Source organism: Laedolimicola intestinihominis, assembly GCF_040096155.1.
GTDB classification, from domain to species: domain Bacteria; phylum Bacillota; class Clostridia; order Lachnospirales; family Lachnospiraceae; genus Laedolimicola; species Laedolimicola intestinihominis.
The window spans coordinates 66,779-87,724 of record NZ_JBBMFE010000005.1 but is presented as its reverse complement, the minus strand read 5'-3'; the positions used below and the strand labels follow the sequence as shown (position 1 = coordinate 87,724).

The window sequence follows — 20,946 nt, the reverse complement described above, 5'->3', positions numbered from 1 at the left end:
CATGTCCCGTTTTTTACATCCGTATCATCTGTACTTTTTTATTTTTCCAACCGCCCACAGGCTTCCATCTTCTCTCGAAGTTCTGCAGCCAGCTCTGGCGTAAAGCTTCCCTCTTTCGCTCTCCAGCGCCAGTTTTCGCCCACCGTGGATGGCGTATTCATGCGGGCTTCGCTTCCCAGTCCCAGGATATCCTGCGCCTGGACGATGGCAAGCTCTGCCCGGCTGTTCCAGATGGCAGCGAGCATAGCCCGGGCCGTTGCCTCATCCTCTGTCTCATGGAGATATTCCTTGGCGTAGGCCACATCCTCTGCCGGAGCTGTTTTCATCCAGCCCAGCGCCGTATCGTTGTCATGGGTTCCCACATAGGCCACGCAATGCTCCGGATAATTCTCCGGCAGATAGGCGTTGCCGCCTCCGTCCCGGCTGTCAAAGGCAAATTCCAATACCTTCATTCCCGGAAAGCCGCTGTCCTTCAGAAGCTGGTGGACCGATTCAGTCAGATAACCCAGATCCTCCGCAATGATCCGCTGCGGCCCAATCTGTTCCTCTACTGCCCGGAACAGAGCGATTCCCGGTCCCTGCTTCCAACGCCCGCCCCGGGCCGTTGTGTTTCCATAGGGAATCGCATAGTAGGAATCAAAGCCCCGGAAATGATCGATCCGCAGGATGTCATAAACCTTACAGAGATACTGAATCCGTCTGACCCACCAGTCATAATCGTTCCTTTCCATATATTTCCAGTCAAACAGAGGATTTCCCCAGAGCTGTCCGTCTGCGGAAAAGCCGTCCGGCGGACAGCCGGCCACTTCTTTCGGATTTCGGTTCTCGTCCAGCTGGAATAGCTCCGGATGTGCCCACACATCCACGCTGTCCAGGGACACATAGATGGGCAGATCGCCAATCAGACGGATTCCCTGCTCATTGGCATAAGCACGAAGCTCCTTCCACTGCCGGAAAAACAGATACTGGAGCACCTTCCAGAAGCGGATCTCCTCCGCGTACCGAAGCTCAATTTCCTCAGCCGAAAGGGCTTCCCACTCCTGCCAGGGCGCTCCCCCATGAGCATGCTTCATGGCCATAAACCGGGCGTAATCTCCTAGCCAGTAATCATTTTTCTCGCAGAATTCCGGATAGTCCGAAGGAATCCGCGTAAGGAACCGCTCTGCGGCCTTCCGCAGAATCGGGTAACGCTTTTCGTACAGGACGCCGTAATTGACCCTATCCGGCGCGCTCTCCCAATCCACCTCTCCATACTCCTGCCATTCCAGAAGTCCGTCTGCCTCAAGCAGCTCCAGATCGATAAAGTAAGGATTGCCCGCGTAGGTAGAAAAGGACTGGTAGGGAGAATCCCCGTAGCTGGTGGGACAGATGGGAAGCAGCTGCCAGTAGCCCTGGCCCGCCGCCTTCAGAAAATCAATGAATTCCCGCGCCGGTTTTCCCATGCTGCCGATTCCGTAAGGACTCGGCAGGGAAGAAAGGTGCATCAAAATTCCACTGCTTCTCACCGGCCATCACGCTCCTTTTTCCACAAGATAGGGTTTCAGATCCTCCTGAAGCTTTTCATCCCCGTCCGTATAGGCACAGAGATCCAGCGGGTGGGTCAAATCCAGGGAAAAGATACCCATAATGGATTTGGCGTCAATGGTATAGCGTCCCGACACCAGATCAAAATCATAGGGATAGCGGGTAATGGTATTTACAAAGTTTTTTATTTTTTCAATGCTGTTCAATAAAACGGTATATTTCGTCATCGTGATTTTCCTCCTGACTGCCCGATTTTTAATCCTAATGACAGATGATAGCTTCCGTCTCCGCGTCAAAAACATGAATTTTGTTCACATCCAGAGCCAGCTTCGCCACGTCCTCCGCGCGGATTCCGGTACGGGACGGCACTCTGGCCACCAGCTTCTGTCCGAAGCAGGTCAGATACAGATAAATCTCAGATCCCATCATTTCCGCCAGGTCTACCTTCGCCTCGATATTGGAAGCGTCGGAGATAGACAGGAAGGATTCCTCCGCGTGAATGTCCTCCGGGCGGATGCCCATGATAACCTCTTTGCCCACATAAGCCTGGAGCTCCGGCTTGTTTACCGGAATCCGGTAATCGCCAAATACCAGTACGGTTCCGGCTGCATCCTTCTCCACCTTCACGTTCACAAAATTCATCTGGGGAGAACCGATAAAGCCTGCCACAAACTTGTTGCAGGGATAATTGTACAGGTTCTGGGGCGTGTCTACCTGCTGGATGATACCGTCCTTCATGACTACGATACGGTCGCCCATGGTCATAGCCTCGGTCTGATCGTGGGTTACATATACGAAGGTGGTCTGCAGACGCTTATGTAACGCGGCGATCTGGCTTCTCATCTCGGTACGGAGCTTGGCGTCCAGGTTGGACAGGGGCTCGTCAAGCAGGAATACCGCAGGGTTCCGCACCATGGCGCGACCCAGTGCCACACGCTGTCTCTGTCCGCCGGACAGAGCCTTGGGCTTCCGGTCCAGGTACTCTGTCAGGCCCAGAATTTCGGCTGCCTCGCGTACCTTTTTGTCAATCTCGTCCTTGGGCGTGCCATGAAGCTCCAGGGCAAAGGACATATTTTTGTATACGGTCATATGGGGATACAGGGCATAGCTCTGGAATACCATCGCGATATCCCGATCCTTGGGCGCCACATCGTTCACTCTTCTGTCGCCGATGTACAGGTCGCCTTCACTGATCTCCTCCAGACCCGCGATCATGCGGAGGGTCGTGGACTTTCCGCAGCCGGACGGACCGACCAGCACGATAAATTCCTTGTCGTGAATTTCCAGATTCAAATCCGGAACCACTGTATTTTTATTGTCATAGGTTTTCACCACATGCTTAAATGTAATATCTGCCATTTTTCTTCCTCCTTACCATGTCCGCCTGAGGCGTACACCGTAATTATTCCATATCTTCACCGTTACCTATCTTCTGTTCTGTCTTAGCGGGCGATTTTCGCCGCGCTCTCTCCCTCCACGATATCAAAGGGAAGAAGCTCATGCACCGCCGGACGCTCCCCCGCAATGTCCGAGAGCAGAATTTCCAGGCTCCGGTCGGCAATCCTTTCTCTGGCCTGGCGCACCGTGGTGAGCCGCGGAGAAAGATAATTTCCCAGTTCAATTCCATCAAAGCCTATCACGGAAACGTCCTCCGGCACCCGCAGTCCCCGGTCCCGGATGGCGCGGATAGCGCCCACTGCCAGCACGTCTGCCATGGCAAATACCGCTGTCAGATCCGGCATCTGATCAAACAGCTGCTCCATGGCGTGATAGCCCTCCTCCATGGAAAAGAACGCCGAACGGTACTGCCGACCGGGCTCCAGCTTTATACCTTGCTCCGCAAAGGCCTTTTCACAGCCCTTGTACCGGGTATGGGCCGCATGGGACTTCTCCATATAGCCGCCCAGGATACCGATGTTCCGGTGACCCAGCTTTAGAAGATGCGCTACCGCTGCCTGAGCGCCTGCCTCGTCGTCTGTACTGACACTGGAGAGATTGTCAAAGCCCAGCTCCGCCGCCGAGTTGGTAACCAGCACGCAGGGAATCTCCAGCCGGTCAAACCGCTCTTTGAAGAACTCCAGGTCGCTTCCCAGAAAGAGAATCCCCAAGGGATGCCGCTCCAGGCATACCCTTTCAGCCCGCTCCACCTCATTTTCCTCCTCACCGATATAGTAGATGAAGGAAGCGTACTTTTTCTCACTTATAAGCCGCTGCAGCCGCTCCACAATGGAAGCGAACAGCATATTCTGGGAACCCTTTACGATAATCGCGATTCCGCTGCTGGCCTGCTGCTTCAGGTGCTTGGCGTTGCTGTTTAGTTTGAAATGGTGCTTTTCTACCACCGCCATAATGGTCTTTCGCGCTTTTTCCGATACGTCCGGATGATTATTGAGCACACGGGACACCGTGCCTACCGCGTATCCGGACTCCTTCGCAATGTCTTTGATTGTCATCTGTATGTTTATCCCTTAACTGCTCCCGCAGCCACTCCTTTGATAATGTGTTTCTGGCCCAGCAGATATACGATAACAATAGGAATTACGGTTAACATAATACTTGCCATCATGGGGCCCATCTCTACTTTACCATAACTTCCGCGGAAATACTGGATCAACATAGGAATGGTCTTATAATTCTTAATATCCAGTACCAGGGTCGGCAGAAGGTAATCGTTCCATACCCACATGGCTTCCAAGATTCCTACGGATACCAGGGTCGGCTTCAGCATGGGAAGTACAATCAGGAAGAAGGTCTGCAGCGGATTGCAGCCGTCGATCATGGACGCTTCCTCTACCTCCAGGGGAATGGATTTCATAAAGCCCGCGAACATGAAAACTGCCAGGCCCGCTCCGAAGCCCAGGTAGATAATCCAGATATTCCAGGGCTTGTTAAGGTTTAAGGAATCCGCTGTCTGGGACAGGGTAAACATCACCATCTGGAAGGGTACTACCATGGAAAATACAAACAGGTAATACAGAATCTTTGACAGCTTTCCCTTTACCCGGGTGATGTACCAGGCGCACATGGAGCAGCAGATAAGAATCGCCGCCACAGAAGTGATGGTAATCAGAAGGCTGTAGCCTAAGCTCTGTAAAAAGCCCTTGGAGGCAATCGCGTTGGCGTAGTTCGCCAGGCCTGCGAAGGTGTCCGCCGTCGGCAGGGTGAACGCGCCGGAGGTGGTAATCGCCGTCTCCCTCTTTACAGAGTTAAAGAGAATCATGACGATCGGATAGACGTACAACAGCGCCAGAATGCTCAGAAACACTATCATGACGGTATCCTGTATCTGTTTCTTCTTTCTCATCTTACTGCTGCACCTCCCTCTTACGTGTAGCCCGCAGCTGGAGCACGGAAATTACGATAACCAGCAGGCAGAACAGTACAGCCTTGGCCTGGCCGAGACCCTTCCACTGGGCTCCTGCCCTTGCGTAGAAGGTCTGATAAATGTTCAGCGCCAGCATCTCTGTCATATGGTTCGGATCTCCTCCGGTCAGTGCCAGGTTCTGATCAAAGAGCTTGAAGGAGTTGGTCAGCGTCAGGAATACACAGATGGTAATGGACGGCATAACCATAGGAAGCTTCACCTTCCATAAAGTCTGCCAGGGCGTCGCTCCGTCGATCTGGGCTGCCTCCAGCAGGTCATCGGAGACATTCTGCAGTCCCGCGATATAGATGATCATCATGTAACCAATCTGCTGCCAGCACATAAGAATAATCAGTCCCCAGTAGCCTGCGGAGCTGTTCAGTGCCAAAAGCGGCTGTCCTACAATGGAAAGCACACAGTTGATCAGAATCTGCCAGATATATCCCAGCACGATACCGCCGATCAGGTTCGGCATAAAGAAGATCGTACGGAAAATATTGGTACCCTTAAGCTTCCGTGTCAGAAGAAGCGCCAGTGCAAAGGCAATGACGTTTATCAGCACAATGGAGGCCACCGCGAAGAGCACGGTAAACTTAAAGGAGCTTAAAAATGTAAGGTCGGAAAAGATTTTCTTATAATTTCCAAAGCCTGTGAATTTCGCGTTTTTTACTGTCGTGAACTGGCAGAAGGACAGATACAGTCCCTCAAAGAAGGGAATGATAAATCCAATCGTAAAAGCCAGAAGCGTGGGCAGTACAAAAAGGGGCGACCAGCGTTTGATCGCTTTTTCCATGATTCTGCACTCCTTTCTGAGTTAAAATTGAGTAGAAAAAGGGCAGGCAAGTATGAACTGCCCGCCCCTTAAAATAGTCTCTTTCTTTTACTGGCCGTTTGCCATCTGGTACTCGGTTGCCCATCCGTCAACGAATGCGGATACAACACCTGCCCAGTTTGCGTCGGTCTGGTCTGCTGCGTATGCGGTCAGAGCCTGGCCTACGCCGTTCTTCCACTCCTCAGAGGGCATGGTAGTGAAGTTCCAGGATACCGGAGTCTTGCCTTCTGCGGTGTACTCTGCGTCCTGCTTTACAAACAGGTTCTTGGATTCCTGCGCGCCCTTGAACGGAATAACGAAGCCCATCTCATCAGCCATGGTCTTGGTTCCCAGCTCAGAGGTTACACACCAGTTCATGAAGTCCAGAGTTGCCTGGATATCTGCCTCGTCTGCCTGGTTGTTCACACACCAGTAGTTCTCTGTACCGGTGCAGAGACCCTGATTTGCCTCGTCGCCAGCGCCGATATAAATCGGAATCATAGCCAGGTCGTCATCGGTATAAGCGCCGTCTGCTGTCAGGTTCGCGTACTCCCAGGAACCATTCTGGAAGAAGACTGCGTCGCCTGCCAGGAACTCGTTTCTGGAGTCGTCACCGGTCTTAGCGGAAAGCTCCTTCGGGTCGCAGGTGCTGTTGTTGATGTACAGGTCCCACATATCGCGGTAGTTGTCCAAGTAGGTTCCCTTGATAGCGTCTGTGCTGCTGATACCATCGGTCTGATACTCAAAGTAAATCGGCAGGTTTGCCAGATGGGTCTTGAATCTCCAGTCAGAGGAGCCGTCCATACCTGCAGAGGTAAATGCCGCAAAGCCAAGCTCAGAGGAGCGTGCTGTGATATCCTCGGCTACCTTTTTCAGATCCGCGAAGGACTGGATATCGTCGATGGTGTAGCCTGCCTTCTCCAGCAGTGTCTTATTTACAATCAGTCCGTAGGACTCGATTACATATGCGATGCCGTATACGGTGTCGTCTTCCTTCAGCGCGTAGTTATCGCTGGTCAGCTGTCCGTAGATATCGGATCCTGCCAGGTCATAGCAGTAATCCTTCCAGTTTGCCAGACCCACCGGTCCGTTTACCTGGAACAGGGTCGGAGCGCCGCTCTTGCCCATCTCACTCATCAGAGTGGTCTCATAGTTACCGGATGCTGCCGTTACAACGGTTACCGGAACGCCGGTCTCGTCGGTATAAGCCTTTGCCAGGTCCTGCCACTGCTGATCCTGCTCCGGTTTGAAGTTCAGATAGTATACAGAGCCTTCTGCTCCGCTTGCTTCTGTGGTATCTGCCTTCGTGTCTGTAGATGTAGAGGTGTCTCCTCCGTTGGAAGATCCGCCGCAGCCTGCCAGCATGGAAACTGCCAGAGCGCCGCTCAATGTAAGAGCTAAAAGTTTCTTGTTCATAATGATTTCCTCCCGTTCATGGTGGAATTCCTTGTTGGAATCCGTTTTGGAAACGTTTCATTGGAAACGTTTCCAGTTCTTATGCTTCTATCATAGTCTCTTTCACGAAAAAAAGCAAGAAGTTTTTTCCACTCCTTGCTTTTTTCGTCAGTTTTACAGATTATTAGGTCTGCTTTTTGTGCATTTTTTCACTAGATCCACTCACAATCACCGCCGGTGACTGCCAGGCTTAAGAGTCCATCCATTCTTTCTATCTCTTCCTCACCCTCCAGCTTATCGATCAGCTCTGCCGTATCCATCATGTCTTCCATAGATTCGTCCGGCCCAATCTCATAATCGATATCCATCGCGCAGTCCGGACATGGGATCCGCTGCATGGTCTGCAGGGATAAAAAGCGGTTGCCACATTTTTTACATTCATAGAAGCCGCATTCTTTGGTTCCTTCCGGTACATAGTACATATTTATCTGCCTCCCTGTCTCTAATGTCTCATATTGTAACCAGAAATTCCCGTAACGTCAATTATTTTAAAGAAATTTGCCGGAGGTCTTTTTTGAGGGGGACAGCGAATTCCATCAGATTTTTTTATTCCAAAAGAAAGGATATCACAGTTTCCTGCAATATCCTCTCTTTCGCAATTCAGATTTAACTATTTGATAATATCCTGCAGGGTCTCCAGCGCGCACTGCACCATATGCTGTCCCAGCTCCATGCTGGTTTCCACGGAATTCTTCGCAAACCACTGTGTATTTCTCTTTGTGCGTTCCAGATCTACATGCTCCGGATACAGCGCGTACATCAGGCTGGATTCAAACTTTCCGGCATGGTCGAAGCCTCCGCATTTGTGCTGGGCTTCTGCAGACAACAACGGAATTACCTTGATATAGGAAAATGGATCGTCTCCGGTTCCCAGATTTTCATAATAATCCGCATAATCATTGCTGCCCCACCAGCCCTTGCCACGGGTATCCTCCATATACTCCATAATCAGCTTTTTCGCTGCCTTATGGCATGCCAGTGTCATCGGCATAAGTCCTGCTTCTTCGGTCTGATGATGCGCTACGCAATATATATTCTTTACCCCACCATAAATCAGGGATTTTAGAATGCAGTAAATATAATTTTCATAGGCATCCACATCCACCTGAATGGTTCCGCTCTCCGGTCCTGCCACTGCGTAGCTTGCCACGCCGTACCAGATAGGCGGGCAGACAACCATTTCCTTTGTCTTTTCCAGCTCGCGCATTACTCCTGTGATGACCATAGTGTCAGTTCCACAGCTTGCATGATAACCATGGTATTCGATCGTTCCAATCGGTATCACAAATGGTACTTTTCTTTTCTTGGCGTCTTCCAGTTCCTCATAAAACATATCTACCATCTGCATAGCGCTTATTCTCCTTCCTAGAACTCAAGCTCGTATAAGGTTCCAATCTCCGGGGACAGAACATCGCAGCCATTCTCGGTTACCGCGATTCCCTTCTCCCAGCGTACGCCAAAGGTATCGGATGAAATAAAGGTATCAATCTGATAGCACATATTCGGCTGCAGCTTGTAGTTAGAGCTGGTCTCTACCCAGGGAGCCTCTACCTCAATCATACCGGTTCCATGGAGCGGTCCGTATACGAAATTGTCCTTATATCCGTTCTCTTCATAGAATTTATAGAAATTCTGTGCAATATCAGATGCTAAAACGCCGGCCTTAACCTGCTTCTGGGTCCACTTGTGGGCTTCCAGACCAAACATTACCACATCACGTCTTCTGCCTTCCAGTTTTCCAAGAACAATCGGGTAACCGATTGCTGCGGAATAACCGTCAATCTTTGCGGACAGATTCAATTGTACGATATCGCCCTTCTCGAATTTGCGGTAGCTGGAACGGGAGATCGCATGACGGGTAGACGCCTCTGAGAATACATACATCGGAAGTCCCTCATACTCTGCTCCGTTCTCATAAACCACTCTCTGTGCCACGCCAACCATCTGAAGCTCCGTCATGCCGGGACGAATCTCCTTAATAACCTGCTGGGTAGCCAGTTCAGCGATCCGGTAACCCTCTCTCAGACAGTTAATCTCATTGACAGACTTGATGGAGCGAAGCTCTACCATAATATGATCTGCTCTTACGATCTCTGCCTCCGGGAATGCGTCCCTGATAGCTTCCATAATGATTACTGAGGTGTCCAGATAGCTTGCCACGCCAATGCGAAGCTTCTTACCTTTGATTCCAAGCGCGTTAAATACGTCCTGATAGGTGTCAGCCTGAAGCTCCGGATATGCCGGGTCTGCGCCCTCTCTGTACGCCTTTAACACAAATACCTTATCCAGCTTGCAGCGGTCTGCGCCGAATTCACGGCTCTCCGGTCCTACCATCAGCGCTGCGTCGCCTGCCGGTGAAATTGCTACGCCGCATCTCTCGAACAGCGGCCAGAAGCCTGAGAAATAACGGGCATTTGCGTAATCCGCCTCGTTGGAGTTTACAATCAGCGCGTCCAGTCCTTCTCTCTGCAAAATTTTTGCTGCTCTCTGCACTCTCTGCTTGTACTCCTCGTCCGGAATTCTGATGGTTCCATGTTCTGCCATATCGCTTCTCCTCCTTAAATTTTATTCTTTGTTCCTATCTCGCTATTACATCTCATAATAACCAGGTGTTGTATAGAAGGCCACTTCCCTTGTCTCTGCCCGTCCATACTGTGCCACTACCGGCACATCGCTCTCCAGAAGGATCGCGTACTGCTCGCCTACAACCGGGATATGACTTCCAAAATCCTTTTCCTCATTTGTACGGAGACAGCGAACCCGCTCCGCTCCCACAACCACTTCAATATCCCGTACCGGATCTCTGTCTGTATAAATCAGAGTTATTTTTACATGGGCGTCTTCTTTTCCCGTATTGGTAATGATAACCGATTCATGTCCGGGAATCACATTTACGCCCTCAGGCGGAAGCTCTGCATCCGGAAATACCCATACTTTCTTTCCATATCCCATTTTCGAATTCTCCTTACTCCATATAGAAGATTTGCTGCATGTCATGATAAAATTCACTTTTTTCATCTACCGCGTAGGTTTCAAAGCAGGGATGCGTATGTGTCCACCACTGTTGTGTCACCGGATCGGCCTCCATCCGTTTCATGTCCTCATCGTAGTTCTCTCCCGTATATTCAAAATACGCGAAAACCCATTCGCCCTGAAGGAAGATGGAATAATTACACAGGTGACATTCCTCTATCATCTGCTTGACATCCGGCCACACTGCCGCATGCAGCTTTTTATATTCTTCTATCTTATCCTTTTTCAGTTTTCCTACCTGACCAAAAATCCTTTTCCTCACAGATTCCTCCACATCAGTCTTTCTTGGAATATGAGTCAATCAGTACAACGACTACCAGGATAATACCCTTTACGACCCACTGCCAGTAGGTATTGATTCCCATCAGAACCATGATATTGGAAATGACCTGAAGGAACAGTGCTCCGATAACGATTCCCACAACTCTTCCGCGTCCGCCGGTCAAGGAGGTTCCGCCCAGTACACAGATGGTCATGACATCAAACAGCAGCGCGTCACCCAGCGTAACGTTTCCGGACTGGGTCTTGGAGGTCAGTCCCAGAGCTCCGATGGTGGAAAGCACGCCTGACATAATAAATGCCAGAATCGCCACAAAATTCACATTCAGACCGGAAAGCTTCGATGCCTCTTTGTTGCCGCCTACCGCGAAAAAGCTTCGTCCAATGGCCGTATGCGCTGTAAATATGTACAGAATAACCGCCACTACAATCATCAGAATAACCGCGACTGGGATAATTCCTACCTTACCCAGCGCCAGCTGCCCAAAGCTGTTGGGAAGTCCCGAAATCGGAAGTCCGTCAGAGTAAATGTAGTTAATACCCTTCAGCATATTCATGATAACCAATGTGGCAATAAAGGAAGGCATTTTTCCATATACCACCAGACAACCGTTTAAAACACCTATAACGACAGACATCAGCAATACAATTACGATAGCCAGCCAGATAGGCATCCCGTTGTTCACCACAAAACCGGCAAAGAAGATCGAAACCATACCGATAATGGATGTGATAGACATATCCATTTCTCCTATCAGAATAACGAAGAACTCACCCATGGCAATGATGGCCACAAAGGAAGCCTGACGCAATACATTCATGATATTGTTGGTGGTTCGGAAGTTACTGTTCAGGCAGCACAATGCAAAAAGTGCCACAAACAGAAACGCAATCATCCAGTCACTTAGCAGGGCTTTCATTCCACCGCTGTATTTTTTTGATTTTGTCTTGTAATCATTCATTCTGCATTCACTCCTAACAAACTATTAATGATAACTTCCTGCGTCTTTCTTTCACCTTCCACCTCATCCATAATGGCTCCCTCATACATAATGTAAATGCGGTTGCACAATCCGATAAGCTCTTCCATCTCCGGTGAAACCAGGATAACTGCCTTATTCTGCGCCGTAAGTTCATGAATCAGGTTATAAATCTCAAATTTTGCTCCGATATCGATGCCTCGTGTGGGCTCATCCAGAAGAAAAATTTCCGTATCCCGCAGCATCCATTTCGCGATTACAATCTTCTGCTGATTTCCTCCGGACAGCTTCTTTACATTCTGCCACAGAGAATAATAACTCAGATTCATCTTTTCATTAATATCATATGCAGCCTTAGCTTCTCCCTCATGATCCTGGAAGATTCCCAGCTTCCGGAACAGCTTCATAGAGGGAAGTGTTGTGTTGTCCTTAATATCGAATTTCATATTCAGGCCCAGGGTCCGTCGCTCATCCGGAACCAGTCCCATGCCAAGATGAATCGCCTGATAGGGCTTTTTAATATTAACCGGCTTACCCTTAACCAACACCTCACCGCTGACAATCTTATGATTTCCGAAGATAGCCTGTACCAGCTCTGTCTTGCCTGCTCCCAGAAGTCCTGCCAGTCCTACCACCTCGCCTGCCCGTACCTGGATATTGATATCACGGAACGCCTTCGGCGCCGTCAGATGCTTTACTTCAAGAATCACATCTCCCAGGTTTTCATTGATAGGCGGATACACGTTTGCCAGCTCACGGCCAATGATCATCTTCACCAGCTTGCCATTATCAATATCCTCTACTTTGCCGGAATTGATGTAGCGCCCGTCGCAAAGCACTGTATAGGAATCACAGCAGGAAAATACCTCGTCCAGACGATGGGAAATATAGATAATTCCAATTCCCTTCGCCTTAAGGATGTCAATAATCCGGAAAATATTCTGAATATCTTTTTCCTGTAATACAGCTGTCAGCTCGTCAAAAATTACAATCTGCGGATCATCCAGAAGCGCTTTTGCCAACTGAATCAACTGCCGCTCCGCCGTTCTCAGATGTTTGACCGGCACGTGCAGATTTACGTCGCACTGGAGGAAATCCATCAGCTCCTGTGCCCTTTTATCCAGTGCCTTCCAATCAATGAAGCCGTGTTTTTTCTCATAACGTCCTACGAAAATATTTTCTACGCCAGTCATATCGCTCATCAGCGTAAACTCCTGATGAACAATGGCGATTCCCCTGCTCTGAGATTCCCGTACCCCATAGGAAGATATTTTAATCGGTTCACCCTTGACAAAAAGTTCACCCTTTGTCATACGATTTTCACCGGTAATGCACTTGGACAAGGTGGATTTTCCCGCGCCGTTTTCACCTACCAGAGCATGACACTCACCCGGCATCAGGGTAAAATTTACATTATCCAGCGCTTTAACCCCCGGAAACTCCATTGTACAGTTTCGAATCTCAATCAGAGGAGTTACCCCTGTCTTTTTGTCTTCCATTTCGGTCGCTCCTTCCCTTATAGCCACAGCCAGCCAAGAGCCTCCACGCCTGAACAGATAATATTATCGTCCGGTGCTTCCGGATGTCTGATATTATGAATCAGCCGCTTCATCTCATGATAGGGGAACATACAGCTGCTCACTCCTGTTTCACTTACTGGATTGATATCAAAAAACATTTCTTTTGCAATATCAAAATCTTTCTCATTGTAATATAAAATCTTGTCCAGAAGCTTATCCTTTTTCTCCGGATCCTCTTCCCTCTCGTAATCCAGCGCAGTCAGTACCAAATCGTAAATAACCGCGTTTCTGCGCTCCGCATTAGACCATTTATCAAAATGTGTCAGCCACGGTCTCAGCTTCGGATCGTCGTAAGCCTTCTGCTGCAGCATTTCGATCTTATCCATCAGATTCTGATGATTTGCTTTTGCTGCCATAATAGCCGGAATATCGGCGTCTGTAATCTTATTCTTCTGGAACGGGAAAGGTGTCGTATACAATGGAATCTGGCTTTCATGAATTGTTATCATGTTCTTCATGATATAAAGCACCGTCTCTCCCAATTCCCCAAAATTCAGTTCACAGGCTCTGTGATAGAATTCTTCCTCGTCCATCATGGAACCCCAGCCATAATTGCCGTGTGCGAACAGATGCATGAACAGGCCATACCACTCGAACATAAAGCCGTTGATTCCATGAACACCCATTTTTACGCTACCCTTATGCTGACGGATATCCGTCTCAATCACCTGCTCATTGGTTTCGTCCTCGTACCGAATCATGTTCGATTTAAATGTCCGATACAGGCGTCCCATCGTAGATGTAATGGAATTGGATTCCGTATCACGGGCCCAGATACGATCTGTTCCAAAGGCTTCACACCACTTGGGGAATTCCGTCTCAGGAACATACAGTCCCGGAGCCCAGAACAGCATAATGTCCTTCGGCATAGAGTCTACGCATTCCTTCAAGAATGCCGGCTCCTTCTCCAGCGGCGGCTGACGGAATGCCCGGATTCCGATGACTGCTTCCGGATTAATCTCGCGGACCGCGTCGTAAATCTTCTTCAGCAGCCACATATTTGCCTTATGCTTTGCTTCACCCGGAGTCTTGGAAATTGCGTGCCAGCGCTTCTTACATTCCTCGCATTCACAGAACCAGAAGCCCTCCTCACTTTCCTCCAGTGTATAACCGTCGAAGCCAAGCTTCGCAATCTGCTGCATGGATTCGATGATATAATCCGCATTTCCCGGATAACTCAGACACAGAGAATCAAAATCATTCAGGAAACCGCTGGATTTCGGCGGCTTCATTCTTGCCTCCGGATGCTTAATGGTATAAGCGCCGTTGTAGGAATTCAATCCTACATACGCGAAAATTTTAACGCCGAACCGATGGGCCAGCTTAATGAATTTGTCCATAAAGGGCTCTTCCAGATTCGGATGTGTATAATGTACAGTCAGCCATCTGCGGTTTTCCGCGTTCCAGATTTTAATCGGCACATCCCGGAATACGGTTTCCGGATGATTCGGCAAATCAAAGGGCCAGTAGCCGTACATAACCAGGTTGAACTGGTTGATGCGGTTATCCAGACAGATATTCAAATACTGTACCCAGTCCTCATATCCCCACAGCTGACTGTCAAAGCCAAATCTTCCATAGCCTGCATACCAGGAAAAGGTCTGCGCAATAGCTCGTACCGGAATGGACGGATAATCCGTAATATGGCAAAGCGGTAAGGTGAAGCCATTTTCCTCTGTTCCCTTCAGAAGTAGCTTCAGGGAGGTGACGCCGTTTACAAAGCCCACGCTGCTCTCATATCTTAAGACAGCCTCGCTCTCTCCAATCTCCAGATCATACCCCTGCTCCTTCAGCAAATCCGGTTTATCCGCCGTTATTCCTTCCAGGGATGGGCAAATTGTCACTACATATCCATCGCTTCCCTTTCCGGCCGTTATACCGATTTCCGGATAATTCCAAAATCGCAGCTGCATTAAATCAAGCAGCTCTTCCAGATTTTTTTCCTTCTCCTCATCATTCAGAAAGATTCTGGTAAAATGGTTTGACATTCCGCCCTTTTCTTCTAATTTTTTCGGTTCCGGCAATAAATTAATCATGGAATATGTACCCCCTTATCCCTGTATAAAATCCGGCGGGCTGTTGTGCCCGCCGGACTATGTAAGTTTTATTTCCTGTCAGCCAAGCCAGCCCCAATTCTGCCAGTCATAATCTTTGATATTGTCTTTGGTAATTGCTTCCGGCTCAGGCAGGTCGTATTTCTCAGGAAGCTCTTCCTTCAATACCAGAACCTTGTACATTGCGTCTGTTGCCTGATATCCCAGTACCACCGGATCCTGAAGTACCTCTGCAAGCCACATCTCGTTGCCGTCTGCAAGCCATCCAAGAACATCGATATCACCGGCGATACCGATAAACTTAATTTCCTTACGTCCCTGTGCTACTGCTGCATTGTAAGCGCCTACAACCTCTGCGTCGTTGTGTCCGCAAACCACGTCAATCGTTGCTTCTCTCTGTAATACGTTTTCCATCAGGGTCTGCGCGGAATCTCTGTTACCTGCTCCCGTATCGCCTTCCTCTACGATCTTTGCCTTCGGATATGCTGCCAGAACAGTTTCCTTAAATCCGTTGAAACGGTCGGAAGATACCTGACCGGATGTGGGACGGGTAATGAACAGACACACCGGATCGTCCTTTCCCAGAGTATCCAGATACTTCACTGCTTCCTCGCCTGCTTTTGCTCCCAGAGCCTTCATGTCATGTCCTACGAAGGTAGACCATACCACGTCGTCCGGAGAAGCTGCTTCCTGAGCGTAATCACCGATAATAAAGGGAGTTCCGTTCGCAACTGCTTCCTTCATGGTCGGAATTGCGGAAGAAGCGTCTGCCGGGAATAAGATGATACCGTCACATTTTGCGGAAATCATGTTTTCCACGTTGGTCAGCATGGTCTGAACATCGGAGCGGGAATCCTCGAAATCAAATTCAAAATTCACCTTGTCTGCCGCGCCATTGTCGGCCATCCACTGCTTACATCCATCAATAACGCCCTGATACCAGGTGTACGCAGTCAGCTCCATGATGGAAACACCAATTTTGTAGTTCTGTACATCTCCTGTAGCCGTATCATTTGCTTCATCTGCTTTATCCGCTGTTTCTTCCGTAGCTGCCGGAGTCTTTGTCTCGTCCGGTGCAGCCTCTTTTGAGCCACAGGCAACCAGTCCTACCGTCATCGCTGCCGCCAACAGTAATGCTAAAACCTTTTTCATACTACATGTTCCTCCTTTTTTCAAAATCTTTGACACGTATCTCAATTACTGTCTAAGAGTATTTTAATTGTTCTTTAATTTACAGTCAATACTTTTGTCTAAATATAAACTTAATTTAATTGAAACGTTTAACTTCTTTTCTTTTTCTATTTTTAATGTTATAATATTCTGAAAATAAAGGGAAAGGATTTCTGTTATGGCTACAATAAAAGATGTGGCCCGTCAGGCGGGCGTTTCCATCGCGACTGTTTCAAACTATCTCAATCAGACTAAACCCGTCAGTAAAGAAGCGGCACTCCGGATCCAGGCCGCAGTTGACGCTTTGCAGTATGCTCCGAATCTCTCTGCCAAAAGTCTGAAATCAAATTCCTATATGGACATCGGAATCGTTCTTCCGAATTTCGATGACCCCTATTATGTCCAGATGTTCCAGGGAATTGAAAGTACCTTCCAGAATACCGGCTATTTTACAAACCTTGCTTTCTCCTATGATATTCCGGACTTTGAGCGAAATATTACTTATAATTTTCTGAAAAAAAAAATAAAAGGAATGATTCTGATCTCCTGTCAGCCGGACAGCTGGAAATTTTATTATGATCATTTCACCTCCGATCAGAATCGTCCCCTGGTTCTGATTGACCGGGACATCCACAGCCTGGACGCGAACTTCGTGTCCTTTGATAACCAGTCTGTCATACGCCGTATGACTGCCGGATTGCTGGAGCAGGGCTACCGTCAAATTTTCCTTTTGTCGGGTCCGCAAAGCTTTGAATGTGAACACAAATGTATTTTGGGGTTCCAGGAGGTATTTCTTGCATCCTCGCTCCCCTATGACCCTGCTTTTCTCGTAAAAACCAATCTCAGCAAGGAGGATGCTTTCCGTAAAACCATCCAGCTGCTGAGAAATACCCGTCCGGAAGCGCTCATCACAACCTCTGAAACCATTGCCGACGGAGCCATCGAGGCTCTGACTCTGCTTGGTTTTCGGTCTGATGAAATTCCGGTTCTCACTCTGGGCGAGGAGCATTGGAATCTGTATACCAAATCCTTCGCCTCTGTTTCCGCGCCCAGACCTGCGATTAAGCTGGGACAGACGGCTGCGGGACTTCTTCTGGAGCAGCTGAATTCCCCGCTTACCAAAGAAAATGAAAAAATTATTCTTCCGGACACCTGCCCCAATTACAGGATTCCGCCTCTTCCCACCCGGGAAAAATGTCTGACAGATGAGCCGGCCTGTACGAAGAAGCTGCGTATTCTTATGGTAAATACGCCACAGGTACACACTCTTCAGGGCCTGCTCCGGAATTTCGAGAATAACACCGGCATCAAAGCAGAGGTAACGATTCTGCCCCATCATTACCTGTATGAAACGATTCTCCAGAAGCATCAGGCCCAGGAGGAGGAGCCTTATGATGTCTTTATGTATGACATTCCCTGGCTCTCCGCACTGGCCACCAATCACGTTCTGGCAGATATTACCAAAGAGATCCGGGATCTGGATTTGAGCATTTTTCTGCCGGACTGTCTGAAGTATTTCAGTGAATTTAATCACCGTTATTACGGCATCCCTTTCATGTATGCTCCGCAAATCTTATATTACCGGAAGGATTTATTTGAAAATCCGGAGCTGAAGGCTCTTTATGAACGGCAGAACAATATCAGCCTGCGCCCGCCTCTGACATTGAAGGAGTTTCATACCGTGGCAGATTTCTTTACCTGTCATACGGACGCTATCCCCTATGGCATCTCCATTCCTGCCGCTTACAATGAATGTCTCGCGCCTGAAATCTATATGCGTCTTAATGCTTACGGCAGCGGCGTCTTTGATAGCAAGGGAAATGTATGTCTGGATCGGCCTTCCTCACTAAAGGCTTATATTCACCTGCTGCGCTCTGTCCGCTCTGCGAAACCGGATTTCCGCTCCGCAGACGACGTCAGCATCGTACAGGATTTTCTGAATGGCAATACCGCTATGCTCATTACCTATCCTTCTTTTCTGACTGACGTCGTTGATCTGCGTAAAAGCAGCATGGTAGGCTCTATTGGTTATCACCATATTCCCGGAAAAAGTCCGCTTTTGGGAGGCTGGAGCCTGGGTATCAGCAGCCGTTCTTCCCGGAAGCAGGAGGCCTTTTCCTTCCTGAAATGGATTTGCGATGAACAGACTGCCAATTATTTTGCCCTTTTAGGCGGCCAGTCTGCCATCACTTCCACGTATACCAATGATGAGCTGAACAAGCTCTACCCATGGCTGCCTCTTTATCTGGACACGTATCAGTATACACGGCCTACGCTTCCGCCCAGATTAAAAAATGGCGTCATATTATCGCAGAACGATATTGACGCCATAGTTTGTAAATGGATTTATAAAATTTTAGACCAAGAGATTGAGGTTCAGGATGCCATCACCAATACGCACCGGGAACTGGAGCAGCTGACTACATCTCTTCTGCAGTCGTCTTACCCTTCCGAAAAGCCCTGAAAACCTTTCTTATACTTTTCATCATCCTCAGGGGTCAGCTTGCGGATAACCTTGCAGGGATTTCCTCCTGCAAGCACCCCTGACGGAATATCTCTAATCACTACGCTTCCTGCTGCAATAATCACGTCATCGCCGATGGATACTCCCCCGATAATCTTTGTACCGCCGCCGATCCAGACATTGTTGCCAATGCGGATAGGCCATGCGTACTCGATTCCGGAATTTCGAAGCTCCACATCGAAGGGATGTCCGGCCGCATATAATCCGCAATCCGGCGCAAACATAACATTATCGCCAATATCAATGGTATTTCCGGCCAACACTACAAAATTATAATTGGAATAGAAATTCTCACCTACGCTGACTCTTTCCCAGAAATCGCAGCGGAAGGGCTGCTCAATCAGGAATTTTTTTCCTGTTTTCTTAAAATGCTTCCGCACCATTTCTTCCCGTTCTTTTATCTGGGACGGGCGCAGCGCGTTATAATCGAAGCTCAGCTCCTGGCTTGCTTTCCTTCCTCTATCCAAATCCGGATCATATTTTGCATCGTACAGAAGTCCTGCTTCTGCCTTTTCCCATTCTGTCATTTCCGAATCTCCTTATCTCTTCCTAAAATAGATCTACAGTTTCCGAATGTCTGTTTTCCTAGAATTCCAGCTCGTATAAGGTTCCAATCTCCGGGGACAGAACATCGCAGCCATTCTCGGTTACCGCGATTCCCTTCTCCCAACGTACGCCGAAGGTATCGGATGAAATAAAGGTATCAATCTGATAGCACATATTCGGCTGCAGCTTGTAGTTAGAGCTGGTCTCTACCCAGGGAGCCTCTACCTCGATCATACCGGTTCCATGGAGCGGTCCGTATACGAAATTGTCCTTATATCCGTTCTCTTCATAGAATTTATAGAAATCCTTTGCAATATCAGATGCCATAACGCCGGCCTTAACCTGCTTCTGGGTCCACTTGTGAGCTTCCAGACCAAACATTACCACATCACGTCTTCTGCCTTCCAGCTTTCCAAGAACAATCGGGCAGCCGATTGCTGCGGAATAACCGTCAATTCTTGCGGACAGATTCAGCTGTACGATATCACCCTTCTCAAATCTACGGTAGCTGGAACGGGAGATTGCATGACGGGTAGACGCCTCTGAGAATACATACATCGGAAGTCCCTCGTACTCTGCTCCATTCTCGTAGATAACTCTCTGTGCCACACCTACCATCTGAAGCTCTGTCATACCCGGACGAATCTCCTTAATAACCTGCTGGGTAGCCAGATCCGCGATCCGATAGCCCTCTCTCAGACAGTTAATCTCATTGACAGACTTGATGGAGCGAAGCTCTATCATAATATGATCCGCTCTTACGATCTCTGCTTCCGGGAATGCGTCCCTAATAGCTTCCATAATCACTACTGAGGTGTCCAGATAGCTTGCCACACCAATGCGAAGCTTCTTTCCTTTGATTCCCAGCGCGTTAAATACATCCTGATAGGTATCGGCCTGAAGCTCCGGATATGCCGGGTCTGCGCTCTCTCTGTATGCCTTTAACACAAATACCTTATCCAGCTTGCAGCGGTCTGCGCCGAATTCACGGCTTTCCGGTCCTACCATCAGCGCTGCGTCGCCTGCCGGTGAAATCGCTACGCCGCATCTCTCGAACAACGGCCAGAAGCCTGAGAAATAACGGGCATTTGCGTAATCCGCCTCGTTGGAGTTCACGATCAGTGCGTCCAGTCCTTCTCTCTGTAAAATTTTTGCCGCTCTCTGTACTCTCTGCTTGTATTCCTCATCCGGAATTCTGATGGTTCCATGTTCTGCCATATCTCTTCTCCTTTATATTCCTTGATTTTTTTGTTATTTTCCTTCTTATTCACAATAACCCGGTGTCGTGTAGAAAGCCACTTCCCTTGTCTCTGCCCGTCCGTACTGTGCTACTACCGGCACATCGCTCTCCACCAGAATCGCGTATTGCTCACCTACAACCGGAATATGACTGCCAAAATCCTTTTCCGCGCTTGTACGAAGGCAGCGAACCCGCTCCGCTCCCACAACCACTTCAATATCCCGTACCGGATCTCTGTCTGTATAGATCAGAGTTATTTTTATATGGGCGTCTTCTTTTCCCGTATTGGTGATGATAACTGATTCATGTCCCGGAATTACATTCACGCCTTCCGGCGGAAGTTCTGCATCCGGAAATACCCATACCTTTTTTCCATATCCCATTTT

At 48.7% G+C, this 20,946-nt stretch carries 20 protein-coding genes; 1 reads left to right on the top strand and 19 read right to left on the bottom strand.

Features of this window, described 5'->3' with window-relative positions:
- Positions 1-38: 38 nt before the first annotated feature.
- From malQ to WMO29_RS07195, 16 genes are all read right to left on the bottom strand, one after another.
- Positions 39-1,505: a 4-alpha-glucanotransferase gene (gene malQ / locus WMO29_RS07270; RefSeq protein WP_349164354.1), complete on the bottom strand. Its 1,467-nt coding sequence runs from the start codon at positions 1,503-1,505 to the stop codon at positions 39-41.
- 6 nt (positions 1,506-1,511) lie between these two features.
- On the bottom strand, positions 1,512-1,751 hold the full coding sequence (locus tag WMO29_RS07265) for an HPr family phosphocarrier protein (protein WP_158362543.1): 240 nt from the start codon (positions 1,749-1,751) through the stop codon (positions 1,512-1,514).
- Positions 1,752-1,785: 34 nt separating this feature from the next.
- Positions 1,786-2,883, bottom strand: a complete 1,098-nt coding sequence (locus WMO29_RS07260; protein ID WP_349164353.1) for an ABC transporter ATP-binding protein — start codon at positions 2,881-2,883, stop codon at positions 1,786-1,788.
- Between the two features lie 83 nt (positions 2,884-2,966).
- Positions 2,967-3,977 (bottom strand): LacI family DNA-binding transcriptional regulator, encoded by a 1,011-nt coding sequence (locus WMO29_RS07255; RefSeq protein ID WP_349164352.1) that lies wholly within the window; start codon positions 3,975-3,977, stop codon positions 2,967-2,969.
- An 8-nt stretch (positions 3,978-3,985) separates the two neighbouring features.
- Complete coding sequence (locus tag WMO29_RS07250) at positions 3,986-4,828, bottom strand: carbohydrate ABC transporter permease (RefSeq protein ID WP_349164351.1); 843 nt, start codon at positions 4,826-4,828, stop codon at positions 3,986-3,988.
- A gap of 1 nt (position 4,829) precedes the next feature.
- Entirely contained in the window at positions 4,830-5,681 is an 852-nt protein-coding gene (locus WMO29_RS07245; RefSeq protein ID WP_158362550.1) for a carbohydrate ABC transporter permease, read from the bottom strand.
- An 87-nt stretch (positions 5,682-5,768) separates the two neighbouring features.
- Positions 5,769-7,115 (bottom strand): ABC transporter substrate-binding protein, encoded by a 1,347-nt coding sequence (locus WMO29_RS07240; RefSeq protein WP_435391117.1) that lies wholly within the window; start codon positions 7,113-7,115, stop codon positions 5,769-5,771.
- 191 nt (positions 7,116-7,306) lie between these two features.
- A complete protein-coding gene (locus WMO29_RS07235; protein ID WP_349164350.1) occupies positions 7,307-7,576 on the bottom strand; it encodes a hypothetical protein in 270 nt (89 codons plus the stop codon).
- Between the two features lie 188 nt (positions 7,577-7,764).
- Positions 7,765-8,502: a creatininase family protein gene (locus WMO29_RS07230; RefSeq protein ID WP_178040006.1), complete on the bottom strand. Its 738-nt coding sequence runs from the start codon at positions 8,500-8,502 to the stop codon at positions 7,765-7,767.
- 17 nt (positions 8,503-8,519) lie between these two features.
- Positions 8,520-9,698, bottom strand: coding sequence for a M24 family metallopeptidase (locus WMO29_RS07225; protein ID WP_349164349.1), 1,179 nt, complete (start codon positions 9,696-9,698; stop codon positions 8,520-8,522).
- Positions 9,699-9,743: 45 nt separating this feature from the next.
- Positions 9,744-10,106, bottom strand: coding sequence for a sensory rhodopsin transducer (locus WMO29_RS07220; protein ID WP_349164348.1), 363 nt, complete (start codon positions 10,104-10,106; stop codon positions 9,744-9,746).
- Positions 10,107-10,119: 13 nt separating this feature from the next.
- The gene (locus tag WMO29_RS07215) at positions 10,120-10,449 is read right to left on the bottom strand and encodes an L-rhamnose mutarotase (protein WP_349164347.1); all 330 of its coding nucleotides are present in this window, start codon (positions 10,447-10,449) and stop codon (positions 10,120-10,122) included.
- A gap of 13 nt (positions 10,450-10,462) precedes the next feature.
- Positions 10,463-11,428 (bottom strand): ABC transporter permease, encoded by a 966-nt coding sequence (locus tag WMO29_RS07210; protein ID WP_178039301.1) that lies wholly within the window; start codon positions 11,426-11,428, stop codon positions 10,463-10,465.
- Positions 11,425-12,945, bottom strand: a complete 1,521-nt coding sequence (locus WMO29_RS07205) for an ATP-binding cassette domain-containing protein (RefSeq protein ID WP_178039302.1) — start codon at positions 12,943-12,945, stop codon at positions 11,425-11,427. Before WMO29_RS07205 ends, WMO29_RS07210 begins: the two co-directional genes overlap by 4 nt.
- 17 nt (positions 12,946-12,962) lie before the next feature.
- On the bottom strand, positions 12,963-15,062 hold the full coding sequence (locus WMO29_RS07200; RefSeq protein ID WP_349164346.1) for a glycoside hydrolase family 20 zincin-like fold domain-containing protein: 2,100 nt from the start codon (positions 15,060-15,062) through the stop codon (positions 12,963-12,965).
- 78 nt (positions 15,063-15,140) lie between these two features.
- The gene (locus WMO29_RS07195; protein WP_349164345.1) at positions 15,141-16,232 is read right to left on the bottom strand and encodes a sugar ABC transporter substrate-binding protein; all 1,092 of its coding nucleotides are present in this window, start codon (positions 16,230-16,232) and stop codon (positions 15,141-15,143) included.
- Positions 16,233-16,428: 196 nt separating this feature from the next.
- Between WMO29_RS07195 and WMO29_RS07190 the strand changes: the two genes are divergently transcribed.
- On the top strand, positions 16,429-18,714 hold the full coding sequence (locus tag WMO29_RS07190) for an extracellular solute-binding protein (protein WP_178040010.1): 2,286 nt from the start codon (positions 16,429-16,431) through the stop codon (positions 18,712-18,714).
- Here WMO29_RS07190 and WMO29_RS07185 read toward each other — a convergent pair.
- Genes WMO29_RS07185 through WMO29_RS07175 form a run of 3 tightly spaced genes read right to left on the bottom strand, consistent with a single transcriptional unit; the run spans position 18,693 to position 20,943 of the window.
- Positions 18,693-19,301, bottom strand: coding sequence for a sugar O-acetyltransferase (locus tag WMO29_RS07185; RefSeq protein ID WP_178040011.1), 609 nt, complete (start codon positions 19,299-19,301; stop codon positions 18,693-18,695). The two genes, WMO29_RS07190 and WMO29_RS07185, sit on opposite strands and share 22 nt — an antisense overlap.
- 58 nt (positions 19,302-19,359) lie before the next feature.
- Entirely contained in the window at positions 19,360-20,538 is a 1,179-nt protein-coding gene (locus tag WMO29_RS07180; protein WP_349164344.1) for a M24 family metallopeptidase, read from the bottom strand.
- Between the two features lie 45 nt (positions 20,539-20,583).
- Positions 20,584-20,943: a sensory rhodopsin transducer gene (locus WMO29_RS07175; protein ID WP_178039305.1), complete on the bottom strand. Its 360-nt coding sequence runs from the start codon at positions 20,941-20,943 to the stop codon at positions 20,584-20,586.
- Positions 20,944-20,946 lie beyond the last annotated feature (3 nt).